12 protein-coding genes are annotated in these 15,774 nt (G+C 38.6%); 2 read left to right on the top strand and 10 right to left on the bottom strand.

The features are described from left to right. Positions 1-93 precede the first annotated feature (93 nt). Both FHK89_RS10890 and mfd read right to left on the bottom strand, forming a co-directional pair. Positions 94-531 (bottom strand): HIT domain-containing protein, encoded by a 438-nt coding sequence (locus tag FHK89_RS10890; protein WP_230660111.1) that lies wholly within the window; start codon positions 529-531, stop codon positions 94-96. A gap of 655 nt (positions 532-1,186) precedes the next feature. After that, entirely contained in the window at positions 1,187-4,915 is a 3,729-nt protein-coding gene (mfd, locus tag FHK89_RS10895; RefSeq protein WP_230660114.1) for a transcription-repair coupling factor, read from the bottom strand. Positions 4,916-5,654: 739 nt separating this feature from the next. Between mfd and FHK89_RS10900 the strand changes: the two genes are divergently transcribed. Beyond that, on the top strand, positions 5,655-7,301 hold the full coding sequence (locus tag FHK89_RS10900) for a BCCT family transporter (protein WP_230660118.1): 1,647 nt from the start codon (positions 5,655-5,657) through the stop codon (positions 7,299-7,301). A 123-nt stretch (positions 7,302-7,424) separates the two neighbouring features. Here the strand turns inward: FHK89_RS10900 and rraA are convergent, their stop codons facing one another. Then, entirely contained in the window at positions 7,425-7,961 is a 537-nt protein-coding gene (gene rraA, locus FHK89_RS10905; RefSeq protein WP_230660121.1) for a ribonuclease E activity regulator RraA, read from the bottom strand. A gap of 145 nt (positions 7,962-8,106) precedes the next feature. Then, positions 8,107-8,808, bottom strand: a complete 702-nt coding sequence (locus FHK89_RS10910; protein ID WP_230660124.1) for an NAD(P)H-binding protein — start codon at positions 8,806-8,808, stop codon at positions 8,107-8,109. A 588-nt stretch (positions 8,809-9,396) separates the two neighbouring features. Between FHK89_RS10910 and rpsT the strand changes: the two genes are divergently transcribed. Continuing rightward, positions 9,397-9,663: a 30S ribosomal protein S20 gene (rpsT, locus tag FHK89_RS10915; RefSeq protein ID WP_230660127.1), complete on the top strand. Its 267-nt coding sequence runs from the start codon at positions 9,397-9,399 to the stop codon at positions 9,661-9,663. Positions 9,664-9,732: 69 nt separating this feature from the next. Here the strand turns inward: rpsT and FHK89_RS10920 are convergent, their stop codons facing one another. The 6 genes from FHK89_RS10920 to rpsA all read right to left on the bottom strand — a co-directional run bounded on the left by FHK89_RS10920 (position 9,733) and on the right by rpsA (position 15,721). Then, positions 9,733-10,476, bottom strand: a complete 744-nt coding sequence (locus FHK89_RS10920; RefSeq protein ID WP_230660130.1) for a histidine phosphatase family protein — start codon at positions 10,474-10,476, stop codon at positions 9,733-9,735. A gap of 102 nt (positions 10,477-10,578) precedes the next feature. Further along, positions 10,579-11,385, bottom strand: a complete 807-nt coding sequence (locus FHK89_RS10925; RefSeq protein WP_230660133.1) for a metallophosphoesterase — start codon at positions 11,383-11,385, stop codon at positions 10,579-10,581. 181 nt (positions 11,386-11,566) lie between these two features. Further along, positions 11,567-12,268, bottom strand: a complete 702-nt coding sequence (gene pyrF / locus FHK89_RS10930; protein ID WP_230660136.1) for an orotidine-5'-phosphate decarboxylase — start codon at positions 12,266-12,268, stop codon at positions 11,567-11,569. A 145-nt stretch (positions 12,269-12,413) separates the two neighbouring features. Continuing rightward, positions 12,414-12,803 carry a LapA family protein gene (locus FHK89_RS10935; protein ID WP_230660139.1) on the bottom strand — a complete coding sequence of 130 codons (390 nt, stop codon included), beginning with the start codon at positions 12,801-12,803 and terminating at the stop codon, positions 12,414-12,416. A 458-nt stretch (positions 12,804-13,261) separates the two neighbouring features. Beyond that, the gene (locus FHK89_RS10940) at positions 13,262-13,558 is read right to left on the bottom strand and encodes an HU family DNA-binding protein (RefSeq protein WP_230660142.1); all 297 of its coding nucleotides are present in this window, start codon (positions 13,556-13,558) and stop codon (positions 13,262-13,264) included. Positions 13,559-14,035: 477 nt separating this feature from the next. Next, positions 14,036-15,721 carry a 30S ribosomal protein S1 gene (gene rpsA, locus FHK89_RS10945; protein WP_230660145.1) on the bottom strand — a complete coding sequence of 562 codons (1,686 nt, stop codon included), beginning with the start codon at positions 15,719-15,721 and terminating at the stop codon, positions 14,036-14,038. Positions 15,722-15,774 lie beyond the last annotated feature (53 nt).

Genomic DNA, 15,774 nt, shown 5'->3' on the forward strand with positions numbered 1-15,774 from the left:
ATATAACATGTGCTACCATTTTTTATACGTCTTAACTTTTAGTTTTTTATTACTATCACTTTAACTTATGAAACACTGAAAGTTTTTTGCTAACTATGACATTTGCCAATCAAATGGCATTTCTTTATGTCCACGCAAAGCCATCATTAATGTCTGTTGCATGGCGGTAAGCACCTCTTTGGTATAAGGTACGGCAGGTGATGCACCCCAAACTGGATTGGGCCATGCCAAGTCATTTTGATAACGCACAATGTGATGAAAGTGTAGCTGTGGTACTTGATTGCCCAATGCTGCCACATTCATTTTATCTGCCGAAAATGTCTTAGCTAACTGGCTAGATAACCAGCTTGACTCACGCAAAAACTGCGCCTGATCAGCTGCTGATAGCTCATATATCTCTTTAATCCCTGCCACACGTGGTACTAAAATTAGCCATGGAAACTGGCAGTCATTAATTAAACGACAGGTAGATAGCGGGAAATCCCCCACCATAAAGCTGTCTTTTGCAAGGGTTGGATGTAATTGAAACATAATGGATTCTCTAATAATTATAAGGTTTGGCAAAGTGTGAATCAGTCACCAGTTAACTCAATCAATCAGTGTTAAATGATAACCGTACTGCTATTGAGTATAATCGGTTATTTTATCAGGTATGCCCTAGAGTTTATAGAGTATTACCAAGATAAGATAGATTAATCCATAGTAAACGCAAAAAGACAGCCTTTATGGCTGTCTTTAAATGGTGCAACATACTACATAATAGTTGTTATCGTTATATAAGTATATTTCTTATTTTTTTGTTTTTATAGTTATTAATTGATGGCTTCCTTGCTCACTTCTATATTTCACATCTCTATGGCGTCTTCACACTCTTCATCACTAGATATAGGTTGCTCAAATTCTTCAAACTCCAATGCCATATTAATCATCTTTATTACTGGTTTCATTACTACCTTCCATTCTTACCATCAGTTTTATTAGTTTTACTGTCATTTAATCTGGATTATGTCTTGCTATGTATATAGATTAGCAAACAAAAATGACAATATGGTTAAGTTAGCATGACAGTTTAATGAAAATATTTCTTATCTATATAGGTATACTAAATACTAATGTTGACAAAAATAAAAAATAGCAATCTAACACAGCTCAAAATTAAAGTGAGAGTTTAAAGTAAAATCAGCAATTAAGGTGCAACTTCTGTCACCACATGCTGGGCAAAGTGAGTTAATAAGTCACTCACTGTCTCAATTCGTTTTTGTGGTGTATCGAGTTTATCAGCATCACTATAACGTATCCCTGAAGCACCATTCATACGATAACGCTGTGCATCAGATTGTATCAGTTTAATAATCGCCAGTGCATCTACAGGCGTATCGGGTGCAAACTCCATGGTCACATGGCTACTACTGGCATCTATTTTATTGATACCCAGTGGCTCAGCCTGCAAGCGCAGTTTATGAATGGCAAATAGATGCTTTGTTTGTTCAGGCAACATACCAAAACGGTCTATCATCTCGGTACGAATGTCTATCAATGCTGCCTCATCTTCTGCATTACTAATGCGTTTATAAAATAGCAATCGCTGTGGTACATCGTGCAAATACTCCTCTGGTATCAATGCTGAGCAATGCAGATTAATTTCACTGGTCAAGGATAAGGGGGTGTTTAAGTTCGGCTCTTTGCCTGCTTTGATGGCTTTGGTAGCGCGCTCAAGCATGTCCATATATAGGCTAAAACCAATCGCCTGCATATTGCCACTTTGCTGCTTACCCAATATCTCCCCTGCCCCACGTATTTCTAAATCTTCGCTTGCCAGCATAAAGCCTGCCCCCAACGTGTTGGCACGCTCAATGGCAGTGAGACGTTTTTTGGCATCGCCTTTTAGTGCTTTGAGTGACGGCACAAGCAGATAACAATAGGCTTGATGGTGGCTACGTCCAACACGCCCACGTAGCTGATGCAGTTGGGCTAAGCCAAATTTGTCTGCTCGTTCAATGATAATGGTATTGGCATTGGGAACATCAATGCCTGTTTCAATGATGGTGGTACACACCAGTACATTGAATTTTTTATGATAAAACTGGCTCATGACCTGCTCAAGCTGACGTTCATTCATCTGTCCATGTGCCGCCCCCACTCTTGCCTCAGGTACTAATTCTCGGATATTTTCTGCCATACGCTCAATACTGGCAACGTCATTGTGCAATATATATACTTGCCCGCCTCGCAGCAGCTCGCGCAAAATTGCCTCTTTCATCAGCACATTGGTCTTTTGCATCACAAAGGTTTTAATGGCAAGACGGCGGGCAGGTGGTGTGGCGATGATAGACATGTCACGCATACCTGATAATGCCATATTCAATGTGCGTGGTATCGGTGTTGCCGTCATAGACAGACTATCCACATCGCTTTGAATCGCTTTAATCCGCTCTTTGTGACGCACCCCAAAACGATGCTCTTCATCAATAATCATCAAGCCCAAATTAGCAAACTTCACATCTTTTTGTAGCAGCTTATGGGTACCAATGACTATATCTACTTTACCTTCAGCCAGTTCTTGTAACACTTTATCTTGATATTTTTTACCCCCAAAGCGAGATAACGTCTCAATACGGATTGGCCAATCGGCAAAACGGTCAATAAAGCTATCACCATGTTGTCCTGCCAGCAGTGTGGTCGGCACCAATACCGCCACTTGATAGCCACTATTAACTGCAATAAAAGCAGCACGCATGGCAACTTCAGTTTTACCAAAGCCCACATCACCACAAATCAGCCGATCCATAGGTTTGGTTTGTTTCATATCATGGATAACCGCATCAATAGCACATGCCTGATCGGGCGTTTCTTCAAAGGCAAATTGACTGGCAAACAGCTCATATTGTGGCAAATCCACTTGAAAGTGAATGCCTTGTTTGGCAATGCGGCGGGCTTGAATATTCAGCAGCTCGGCGGCGACATCATGGATTTGCTGTAAGGCTTTTTGCTTTGCTTTGTCCCATTTACCACTGCCTATCTTATGCAGTGGCGCAAGCGCTGGATCACCACCACTATAACGGCTAATCAATTGTAGATTTGCCACAGGCACATAAATACTGGCATCTTCTGCATATTTCAGATGAATAAACTCTTGCTCACCCTCACCCACATCAAGAGTCATCAGCCCATGATAACGCCCAATACCATGCTCAATATGCACCACAGGGCTGCCTTCAACCAGCTCGGTCACACTTTTTACCAAAAACTCTTCGGACACATCACTTTGACGGCGACGGCGAGTTTGCAACACTTGGCGACCAAATAACTGAGTCTCACTAATAATGACAAACGCCGCATCTAATATTGCACCCCGCTCAATCGGAGCGATGGTTAAGCCCACAGTGGGACGCTCATTTGTACTAGAATTTGCCACCGTATGAATGGGTGCCGAGTTATCCGTTAATCTGTCTTGTAAAAATGCAGACAAGCTATCATAAGACTTAACATTTATTTTACTTTTAAACAGCTCTAATAATATCTCACGTCGCCCTGCGGTTTCTGCCACAATCAGTATCGGCATTTGTGCATCTGTACACTGCTGCGCAAATGCCAATAAATCAGCCAATGGTTCTGCTTTTTGATGCGTTACTGGCAAGCTTGGTGGTACAGAGGTAGGTAAAATAACCTTACCTGCACCTGTACTTTGCATCAAACGTGCAGCCTCAGTTAATGATTCTGCTTGTTGTGTATCAGCAGTCGCCACCTCTAAAGTATTACCTAAAATAACCCTTGGATAGTTATTAAGATATTGATTTAATTCATTATCAGCTAAATACAAATAAGCAGGTGCAACAATGGGTTTATCAATATCATGGCGACGCTCTTCATAACGCCGCTGAATTTGTGACCAATAATCTGCCAATGCGGTCGGGGCATTTTCATCAATAATAAACAATGTGTCTTGCGGCAAATAAGCAAATAAATTACCCGTTTGTAGCCACTGTTGTTGCTCAAAAAATAGTGGCTGATAATACTCCAGTCCACTACTGGCAATTCCTGCCATCACATCTTTATATAGCTCAAACTTACGACTACTGGTTGTTGCAAACATCTGGGCAAAATTGGTGCGAAAGGTTTCTTTGCCTTCATCTAATGGGAACTCTTTGGCAGGCAATATCTGAAATTGGGTCAACTTTTTGCTGACATCGGGTAGTTTATGTAACAACGATAGCGACTCTTTTGCCACACCAATATCTTGACCTGCCAGCAACTGAGTTAAATCTTGCTGTGTTAACGTTCGCTGTGTTTGTGGATTAAAAAAGCGAATACTATCAATTTCATCATCAAATAAATCTAAGCGTAAAGGAAACGGTTGTCCCATGGCAAAAATATCAATCACACTGCCACGTACCGCAAACTCTCCGGGCTCAAACACATTATCTACCACACGGTATCCCGCTTTGGTTAACTGCTCACGCTGCTCCTCAATATCAAACTTATCACCCACGCTCAAATCAAAATGCTGACCAATCAACCAGCTTGGCGGGGCTACTCGCTGCATTAAGGTTTGTATACTGATAAGTAAAATACCTGACGTTGGCATTTGGGTGAGCAAATGAATACGCTCACTGACAATATCTTGGTGCGGTGACAACTCATCGTAAGTGAGCGTTTCCCAATCAGGGAACACATAAGCATCCACCCCACAAAACGCCAACTCCGTCTCAATTTGATTCAATTGATTTTGATCTTTTGCCACTACTACCTTTAAGCGATCAAAAATATCTGCTGTGGGGCAATCTGTTAGGCTAGCAAGCCACAGGCTACCAATCGCACCATAGCAAGGGGATAACCTGCGTCGCTGATTATTTGTAATAGGAAAAAGTTGCTGATTGGTCGATGAAAATATAGAAGAAAACACAGAATAGGTCATAAATTTAATCAATTAAATTATTGAAGGGTCAGCACAAGTAAAATATGGGTAAATACATCAGATAATATAAATATCTGACTCTATTATAGACCAAATATACCAGCCACCATAGTCATGCTACACTCATACTACTTTGTCATTACAAACTGATTGTTTTTGTTTATTAAATCCTGTCTTTGCACCTAAACTCAGATTGGCTGATTACCGCATTGTTTAGCTAAAAATCAAAATCAACCCCTTTATTGTTAAGTTTTATAAATAACAGTAATAATGCTTACAATCAAATAAATTCGGTTTAGCTTGACAAGACTGGTCTATTTGTTACTATACTGCCAACAATAAGTAATTGTTTTTCTAGTAAGTTATAAAAAAGTTATATTAATCAATACCTTTATTACTTACCTTAGCCGCATGTTGAGTATTTAATTTTTCTTATCAATTTGCCACTGTATATAAATATTGTTTCAAGATATTGGATTTATAGAATGGTATATATTTTCTAATAATATTGTTAATGGTATTAAACACACATTTTTATCTATGCTTTAGTACCATTTTTTCTAATGACAGCCTATTTGTGTGCAATGTAACTATCATCAAACTTTGAACCTATACAATGGCTAAATTTCTATCTAAACATTAATCGCTGATTGCTTATCACAAGTATCAAGATAAGCGTATCAGACAGGATTAAATGCTCAGCGTGTCTACTCAACTTACAATTGGAGGCACTTTCCTGATGGATAATAATTCAGGTATTCCCGAAAATATTCCGCCAAAACTTATGGCGAAATTTCGTAAAAAACTTTATACCACTGATCACAAAATTGGTGAAAATAACATCTCATTTATGGGTATGGATATCCATAATCCCGTATTCCCTATCGCTGCACTGATTGTCATATTCTTTGTTATCTTTACCCTTGCTCTGCCAGAAACCGCCAATGCTTGGCTCAATGGCACAAAAAATTGGACAGTCAACACCTTTGATTGGTTCTTTGTTTCTTCTGCCAATATTTTTGTTATTTTTTGTTTTATATTGGTCTTCTCTCCTTATGGCAAAATTCGCATTGGTGGCTTAAATGCCAAACCCGAATTTAGTCGACCCTCATGGTTTGCCATGCTCTTTGCAGCAGGTATGGGGATTGGGCTTATGTTTTGGAGTGTCTCTGAACCCTTAGCTTATGCCAGTGGTTGGTATGGTACACCCCTAGGCATCGAAGCGGGTTCGCCTGAAGCATTTAAAGCTGCGATGGGCGCAACCATGTATCACTGGGGATTACACCCTTGGGCAATATATGCAGTCGTTGGTCTATCACTGGCATTATTTACCTTTAATTTTCGCTTTCCATTGACCATGCGCTCCGTATTTTATCCCATTTTTAAAGAAAAGACGTGGGGTGTACCAGGACATATCATTGATATTCTTGCAGTACTTGCCACTATTTTTGGTTTAGCGACCTCTCTTGGTTTGGGTGCACAACAAGCCGCAGGTGGACTAAAATACCTATTTGGCTTTGATTTGGGTGGTAATGTCCTTGAGATGATTATCATTGCTTGTGTTACGGGGATAGCAACCATCTCAGTGGTGCGTGGACTTGAAGGTGGTGTGAAGTTTTTAAGCAACCTTAATATGTTTATTGCCTTGGCATTTTTGTTATTTGTATTTTTTGTCGGCAGTTCCTTCACCCTCATCACTCAGATGTTTGAGACGGCTGTCGATTATGGCAAATACATCATACCTTTATCTAACCCATTTGGTCGCGAAGACAGTGATTTTTATCATGGCTGGACCGTCTTTTATTGGGCATGGTGGATTAGCTGGTCACCTTTTGTTGGTATGTTTATCGCCCGTATCTCTAAAGGGCGTACCGTACGTGAATTTATCATCTCTGTAATGCTCGTACCTACCATTGTCACCATCGTTTGGATGACGGTGTTTGGTCAAACAGGACTTAGCCAATATAAAAATCATGTTGGTGAGCTAGCAAATGGTGTCACTGATGCCTCACTATCACTATTTCAAATGCTAGAACATCTACCTTTTAGCCTGATTACCTCATTGATAGCCATTGTTTTGGTACTCGTATTTTTTGTCACTTCCTCAGATTCTGGCTCATTAGTAATCGATACCATCACCGCTGGTGGCAAACTTGAAGCGCCTGTTTCACAGCGAATATTTTGGGCAGTAGCAGAAGGTTTTATTGCCTTAGCACTACTCTATGGTGGCGGTTCAGAAGCACTAAAGACCATTCAAGCAGGTGCAGTAAGTACAGGTCTACCCTTTACCATCGTGCTATTAGTGATGTGTGTCAGCTTATGGCTAGGACTACGACGTATTTATAAAGCTCGGGAACAGTTATTATCTGATCTAGAAAAATACTAAACCACACCACATTAAAAGCTTAGAAAAACAAAACCCCAATTGATTGATTCAATTGGGGTTTTTCTAAGTTAATATAAATTGACCATAGTAAATATTATAATTTTTTATAAAAGAGCCATAGTCTTATAGCAAGGCAGTATCACTAACAATCATGCCATTATTATCTGCATAAATATATTGTCCAGAATTTACCACCATATCAGCAAAACGAATCTCAAGGTCTGTTTGACCTTCACCACGGCGAGTAGATTTACGGGGAGTACAACCAAGTGCCATCACCCCTATATCCATCTGCGCCATGTCATCAACATCACGCACACAGCCATATACCACAACACCAGCCCAACCATTATCAATGGCAGATTGGGCAATCATATCGCCAAGTAGCGCGCAACGCATTGAGCCACCACCATCGACGACCAATACTTTACCTTCACCTTGACTGTCTTTGCCATCACTATTTAATAGCTCTTTGACTCGGCTATTGTCTTCAAAGCATTTTACCGTCACTACCTCACCACAAAACCTATCCTTACCACCAAAACTATAAAACGTTTTGCCTTCAATATTGGCAGCACACACCTGTGCATTGGGATTGGCATCTAATAAATCACAAGTAACAAAATTATCCTTATTCATCGTCTCATTGTTTGTTGTCATTACCATACTCCTTGTTTTATAACCAGTTTTATAAATACAATCTTTTATAAACATGGATTATTTATTGTTAAAGTTGTTACATCACCTAATACACCCAATTTTATCCCTTTAAAGTTAAACTAACTGTGTATAGGCAGTTAATAGTTTAAGACTTTATTCGTGTCATTGCCAACATTTGCTTGTTTTCTACTATTTTAACTTTTGCTGAAATTACATTTTGCTGAAATTTTTGTCTCTCATAAAGCTCATGAGCACTCATAGCCATTGCAGCAGCTACCCGCTTAGCAGAGATCGGATGCATTGATATAGACTCAGATATTAACGGTGAAACCAGCTTAAATAAACCCTGTGACGCACTCTCTAAAGGTCTTCCTTTTCGTTTTGCTAAAATTAATGACGGTCGAAAAATAACTAACTTATCAAAACCTAGTTTTGCTAAGGCTGCTTCGGTGTCTCCTTTGACCCGATTATAAAAAAAACGGCTGTTACTATCTGCACCCATCGCAGATAAAAAGAAAAATTGTGACACATTTTTATCACGACATAACTGAGCAAAATTGACATTCATATCATAGTCTACTTGGCGAAATGCCTCCATACTGCCCGCCTGCTTTTTGGTCGTGCCAAGACAACTAAAAGCATCTGTATCCTCACCAATATTCAAGCCATTGATAATATCTGGTAAATTTGCAAAGTCATTTACTTGATAAAACTGCATGTGTTCATTCATCGTTTGTGGTGAACGTCTGGCAATCACTATCACACACTGGTATAAAGTCGCCAGTTGTTTGACCAGCTTCTCTCCTACCTTACCCGTTGCACCTATTATAATTGCTTTTCTTTGCATAACCGTTCCATTCAAATCAATAAAACAGATGTATGATAATAAGGTATCACATTCATCTTGCCCGCTTCTATTTATCCCATATTGTACTCAAAGTTTATTTTTTCGCATCATATAAACTGTAAGTATTACTTTCAAAATAATATATAACCCCATATTTTACATCGCCATATAATAAAACCCAGTTAAGTTCGGTAAAATAAATTGTGTGTAAATTAAGTATTTGTTATACTATGCCGCTTTAGCATCAGTTATGTTTATTATTCCAACAACTGATGGCTGTGGAACTTAAGCAGATTTATAGTAATGGTTTATAAATAATGATGTACCAATATTGACCTATAACGTCTCTACGGCATATCAAGCATTACTTAAATTCAATAAATACGAGACGGCTGCTCGGCAAGCATAAGTCACCACAGGTTATAGAAGATGAATTTACCTCTATCGTGGATTATTACCTCTTTGTTGTAAATATAAATTATGGTATTTTTAATATAAATTAACAATACTTAATTATATAAACCTCAAATGAAGTAGTAGAACATTATTGCATTTATAATTTTGCTCATTTTGACCAAGGAGATACCCGTGGCAAATACTGCACAAGCTCGCAAACGCGCTCGTCAGAACACCAAACGTCGTCAACATACCGCTTCACAGCGCTCTATGATCCGTACTTACATCAAACGTATTGATGCTGCTGTTGCAGATAAAGACTATGATGCAGCAACAGAAGCTTACAAAAAAGCCGTTCCTGTTATTGATCGTATGGCTGACAAAGGCATTATTCACAAAAATAAAGCTGCTCGTCATAAAAGCCGCTTAAACAAAGCAGTAAAAGCACTACAAGCGTAATCTTGCTGCTAAGTTTAAGTTCGACACAAAAAAGCCTAGGTCTCGCCTAGGCTTTTTTACGCTTATATATTAAATATCACCTGTATTTTGCCCCTTTGCCATCAAATCCATAACAGGACGAGAATAAGTTTGACCACGCCATATAAAATGCGCATAAGCTTCAACCAGTGGCGCATCATCAAACCACAAAAACACCCCTTCCATCATTTTTGGCCAGTCATTCCAACCAATCTCTTCTACTTGCATCATCACCGCCAAAAAAGCAGACAACAAAGTATCATGGCTAACAGCCAAACATAAGTGACCATGCTCAGGTTGATGCTGATAAAATAAAGACAGAATATCCAAACCACCTTGATGCGCACTTTTTGTGCCCTCAAGATCACCAATCAAAAACCGATTAATAAAATTAAGCGCACCAATTTCCTTAAAAATATGGCTGGCTTTTGTGGAATCAGTTACCAAACTACCAGGCTCTACCAATAAAGACTGATGTGAAATATCTCGATTTATCCCTGCGCCTTCCTGCATCAGCCTTGCTGTATCAATACATCGCTGAATGGGACTAGAAATACTATCCACATCCATACAATAAGGTAGATTATCAGCAAGCCACCTACCCCATGCTCTGGCTAATACGCGTCCTTTTGGCGTCAAAGGCAATTGATAACTGGCAAAACCATTGCCATCTGATCGCTCTCTTAACGAATGACGAGTAAATAAAATTAAGCGTTCATTTTTGGGTAATAGCTTTACAGATGCCATCATACTTTCAGGTAAATGAGCAGGTGCAGGCGCAGTAGATAATGTCATAGGAACAACAGTATTAGAGTTGGTATTAGTCATAGCAAATAGAGTAACAAATTTTGACTACCCTGTGCATTTTTCTTTTGATGTTAGTAGTCCGCACCGCAATCAAACACTTACCACCTTCGCCCAATCAAAGTATACACCAGTACTGCTTATCTCACCTGGATATGCCCTTGGGTTAACCACCACTCGTGTATTACCCAACTGATAGTCAAATGCTTCATGAGTATGACCATGTACCCATAGTTTCGGTGCCCAATCTGCATACATCCATGCAGATAAATCACTGACAAAAGCAGCATTACTTGGTAACTGAGCATATTTTTGAGAAACAGACAACGGGCTAACACTATGATGCGTCACTACCACACACTCTCGACCCTGCGTGTGTGCCTGCTGTAAAGATTGTAATAGCCATTGCCGATGCTTAGCATGAATCTGAGTTGAAATAGCAGGCGAAAACATCTCATTTCCTGCGCTGATTTGCTTATAATCACGCATAAAATGTAGGGCTGAGGGTATGGTATCTTCTGTTGCTTGATACTGATAATCTGTCCATAATGTACAACCAAGTATGCGTATATCTGCAATATCCACGCTACTACATTGCAGTAATTTTACTCCTCGCATATCTTCACATTGCGGTGTATCAACAAAATTATCCCACTGCTGCAAAGTTTCATCAAAATCTAAAATGTCTTGATCAAAATATTCATGATTACCTGCCACCGTAAATATTGGTTTTTGTAGTCGCTGTGCTTGCTGATGCAACCAAGACATACCACATTCACCATTGGCAGTATCACCTGCCACAATAATAATATCCGCCTCCGTAGCAGGTATCTCACCTATTGGCTGATTTCGACGCACATAACTATCTATATGTAAATCACTTAAAATTTGTATCTTCATAAGCTAAAATTCAAGAAATGATTAAGAAAATTGTAAAATTATAAGGCATCATAAGCAAAAAAAGTTATCAGTATAATATCTGATAACTTTTTCATCTGACTGTATTGATTAGCAGCAAACAAAATCTTAACCAGCCATAACTCATCACCCAAATAAATGAATAGCTTAAAAATAACGATCACTAAACAATAGAATCAAGTATAAGCTGTAACTTTTGGTTAGGATTTTGTGCCTGCGTAATAGAGCGACCAATAACCAGATAATCTGCACCATTTGCCAAAGCTTGCATTGGCGTACAAATACGATGCTGATCATCAGGATTATCTGACTCTAAACGAATACCAGGTGTGACTAATTTAAAATTCTCACCATATAAGCTTTTGAGCATCTTGGCTTCTTGTGCTGAGCAAACCACACCATCAAGACCTGCTTGCTGTGTTAAGGCTGCCAAATGCTGCACCTGAGTTTGGGTATCTGCTGATATGCCTATCTGCTCCAGTGCTTGCACAGACATTGAAGTTAACACAGTCACAGCAATAAGTAACGTCTCATAGCCCCCTTGTTGCAAATAGCTTTTGGCAAGCTGCATCGCATCAATGCCTGCACTGGCATGCACATTTACCATCCACACACCCATATCCGCAGCCGCAAGTACTGCTTCAGCGGTAGTATTTGGGATATCGTGGAACTTTAAATCCAAAAAAACATCAAAACCACGCTGATGTAGCTCAGAAACCACAGCTGGCCCATAACGTGTAAATAACTGCTTACCAACTTTTACACGGCATTTTTTTGGATCTAAACTGTCTGCTAAAGACTTCACTTCATCTAAAGAGGATTTATCTATTGCAACAATGATAGGGAATAAAGAAGAAACTAACATTTGATAACCATATAATTTATAAAGTGTTAATTAGTATGAGATTTGACACTTCTGCATAAGTTCAATACATCAATATATAAAAATAAAGTTAATAACTGACAACAACATCTGAATGCAAAAATGGCTCTAAAATGAATCACCTTATCTAAAGCTTAGGTGACTTAGGTGATTTGTTTAATGGGGTAGTTTTTACCTGAACTGGATCTTTAACTGTAGCAGCTTGATCTATCGTGGGGGCATTGGCTTGGCGATCAATGGCAATATTTGCTTGACGCAGCTCCTCTTTAAGGTGTTTATTTTCTTTATTTAAACGACCAATTTCCCACTTGTTTTGCAATACTTTAAATAACAATAATGCCAATAATAGACCAATCAATACACCTAAGCCGATACATATAATTAATAATAGACCCAAGTTCATACTTGGTGATTGAGTAAATAGTAAATTAACAGCAACCTCTCTGCTATTTACTAACACTAAGCCCAAAGAATAACCAAATATTAAAAATAAAATCACCATCAAAACAACACGCATCACAACCTCCATCAACTCTATATCATATCAATTATTATCATTTGCTAATTATAATGATCATAGCAATTCAAAGCGATTATATAGCAAACTTTCAGATAAAATAACGAAAATTTGTATCCAAACCCATTCTTTCCCATTAATAATCAATTAATTACCTAAACTTAGCAGTGCAAATAATAGCTTGCACTCAATAATAAAATACAGCTATTACAAATCATTGATTTAATAAGAATCAATAACAGCACAAGACAACATAAATGATTCATTAAACTCATTTTAGGCACTTATGACAACATAAAAAGCAACTGGCACAAAAACAGCCAGTACATTATGACAACATGACAACGCTTATTTCGCCACTTCTCTTTTAAATTATCTTCTTAGACTATCATTCTCTGGGATTACAACAACGCGCAAACAAAGCATGATTACTTTGCTAACTTATCAATAAAACGTCATTATTGCCAATCGTTGACGGCTTCACGCAGCGCTTTACCAGGTTTGAAATGCGGTATGGCTTTTGCTGGTATGGTAATATTTTCACCCGTCTTTGGATTACGTCCAATACGTGCTTCACGATGGTGTAAACAAAAGCTACCAAAACCTCGAACTTCAATTCTTCCATCATCTATCAAAGTTTGTACCATCAGCTCAATGACCTCACGCACAGACTTATCAATGATATCATCTGTTATAAAGTCACATTTAGCGGATACATTACTAATAATCCCTGATTTATTTATGACATTTTGCATACTGACCTCAACATTTTACTGTAAAAAACTATAATTTAATCAACCCATTATCAATTTTTTCTAATCAAAAAGAAATGAGCAGTTCATCCTTTGATAATAAAAATTAAATATATTATTATCATTGCTACTAAAAATAGCACTCTATAAATAACACAACTCAAATGACACAATTGATTTTATGCTATATATACTGGCATATAGATAAATATACTGGCATATAGATAATAAATACTTATATGATAAAGTAAAAATAACATAAAAACACAATTAAATTTTAATATAAAAAATCGCACCGTATATTATAACAGCAATCTTTTAAGCAATTCTAAACAGAAATACAGCAAAATAATAGCGTATAAATCCAAAGGATGAAACCTAAATTTTTTTCACTACTAAATTTTAGGCAAAAAAAAGAGCAACTCTCGTTGCTCTTTTTTCTATTTTTCTAAGTAATATGAAGCAATTAGGTCCTGACCATTATTGCATTTGTTCTTTGATCAAATCACCAATAGTCTTCGGTTGCGCTTCAGCATCTGTTGCTGCATTGGTTCCACTGCTAAGCTCTTTAATCGCTTGACGCTCTTCAGCTTCATCCTTAGCTTTGATAGACAAACTGATAGCACGAGACTTACGATCAACACTAACAATTTTTGCTTCAACGCTATCGCCTTCGTTTAGATGCTTAGTAGCATCTTCAACACGGTCACGCTGAATTTCTGAAGCACGTAAGTAACCTTCGACATCGTCAGCAAGGGTAATTACTGCACCTTTGGCATCAACTTCTTTAACCGTACCCGTCACGATGGCACCACGGTCATTCGCAACCAAATACTCGTTAAATGGATCAGAGTTTAGTTGTTTGATACCTAGGCTAATACGATTGGCTTCTGCGTCAACAGACAATACCATCGCTTCTACCGTATCACCTTTATTATAGTTGCGAATGGCATCTTCACCGCTTTCATTCCAAGAGATATCAGACAAATGTACCAAGCCATCAATGTTACCATCTAAGCCGATAAAGATACCAAAGTCAGTGATTGACTTGATTGTACCAGTGATTTTGTCACCACGGTCATATTTCTTATCAAACTCTTCCCAAGGATTTGGTAAGGTTTGCTTGATACCCAAGCTGATACGACGACGCTCTTCATCAATGTCCAAAATCATCACATCAACTTCATCGCCAATCTGTACTACTTTTGAAGGATGAATATTTTTGTTGGTATGATCCATTTCAGATACGTGAACCAAACCTTCTACACCTTCAGCGATTTCAGCAAAACAACCATAATCAGTCAAGTTAGTAACACGCGCTTTAACAATGCTACCTACTGGGTAAGTACCACCAACATTATCCCAAGGATCTGTACCCAATTGTTTTAGACCAAGGCTAACACGGTTACGCTCACGATCAAATTTCAATACTTTAACTTTTAGATCTTGACCGACTTCTACAACTTCAGAAGGATGCTTGATACGACGCCATGCCATGTCAGTGATATGTAATAGACCATCAATACCACCCAAATCTACGAATGCACCGTAGTCAGTTAGGTTTTTGACGATACCATCAACTTCCATACCTTCTTCAAGCTTGTTTAATAGCTCTTCACGCTCAGCAGAGTTTTCTGCTTCCATCACTGCACGACGGCTGACCACAACATTGTTACGTTTTTGATCCAGCTTGATAACTTTAAATTCTAGCTCTTTGCCTTCAAGGTGCGTAGTATCACGGATTGGACGTACATCTACCAATGAACCTGGTAGGAAAGCACGTACCGAACCGATATCAACGGTAAAACCACCTTTCACTTTGCTTGAAATCGTACCTTTAACGATTTCATCATTTTCAAATAGCTTCTCAAGCGCATTCCAAGTTTCGACACGTTTTGCTTTTTCACGTGACAACAAGGTTTGACCCATACCGTTGTCAACTGCTTCTACAACTACGTCAACACTATCGCCAACTTCTACTTCAAGCTCGCCGTCATCACTTAAAAACTCTTCACGGGCAACAACGCCTTCAGACTTAAGACCAGTGTCTACTGTAATCCAATCGCTATCAATCGCAACCACAGTACCATTGATAACTGAGCCACGCTCAATATCAAGACCCTGACCTTCTAGACTCGCTTCAAATAGTTCAGCAAATGATTCCATTATTCATACCTTTATATAGCCGTATCCTGTCCAGCACAGTACGGTTCAAATGA

Source organism: Psychrobacter sp. I-STPA10, from assembly GCF_021012795.1.
Lineage (GTDB): Bacteria > Pseudomonadota > Gammaproteobacteria > Pseudomonadales > Moraxellaceae > Psychrobacter.

Bases quoted from the DNA above. Each gene is read 5' to 3' on its own strand.
- FHK89_RS10890 (WP_230660111.1), bottom strand. From the start codon at position 531: ATGTTTCAATTACATCCAACCCTTGCAAAAGACAGCTTTATGGTGGGG.
- mfd (WP_230660114.1), bottom strand. From the start codon at position 4,915: ATGACCTATTCTGTGTTTTCTTCTATATTTTCATCGACCAATCAGCAA.
- FHK89_RS10900 (WP_230660118.1), top strand. From the start codon at position 5,655: ATGGATAATAATTCAGGTATTCCCGAAAATATTCCGCCAAAACTTATG.
- rraA (WP_230660121.1), bottom strand. From the start codon at position 7,961: ATGACAACAAACAATGAGACGATGAATAAGGATAATTTTGTTACTTGT.
- FHK89_RS10910 (WP_230660124.1), bottom strand. From the start codon at position 8,808: ATGCAAAGAAAAGCAATTATAATAGGTGCAACGGGTAAGGTAGGAGAG.
- FHK89_RS10920 (WP_230660130.1), bottom strand. From the start codon at position 10,476: ATGACATTATCTACTGCGCCTGCACCTGCTCATTTACCTGAAAGTATG.
- FHK89_RS10925 (WP_230660133.1), bottom strand. From the start codon at position 11,385: ATGAAGATACAAATTTTAAGTGATTTACATATAGATAGTTATGTGCGT.
- pyrF (WP_230660136.1), bottom strand. From the start codon at position 12,268: ATGTTAGTTTCTTCTTTATTCCCTATCATTGTTGCAATAGATAAATCC.
- FHK89_RS10935 (WP_230660139.1), bottom strand. From the start codon at position 12,803: ATGCGTGTTGTTTTGATGGTGATTTTATTTTTAATATTTGGTTATTCT.
- FHK89_RS10940 (WP_230660142.1), bottom strand. From the start codon at position 13,558: ATGCAAAATGTCATAAATAAATCAGGGATTATTAGTAATGTATCCGCT.
- rpsA (WP_230660145.1), bottom strand. From the start codon at position 15,721: ATGGAATCATTTGCTGAACTATTTGAAGCGAGTCTAGAAGGTCAGGGT.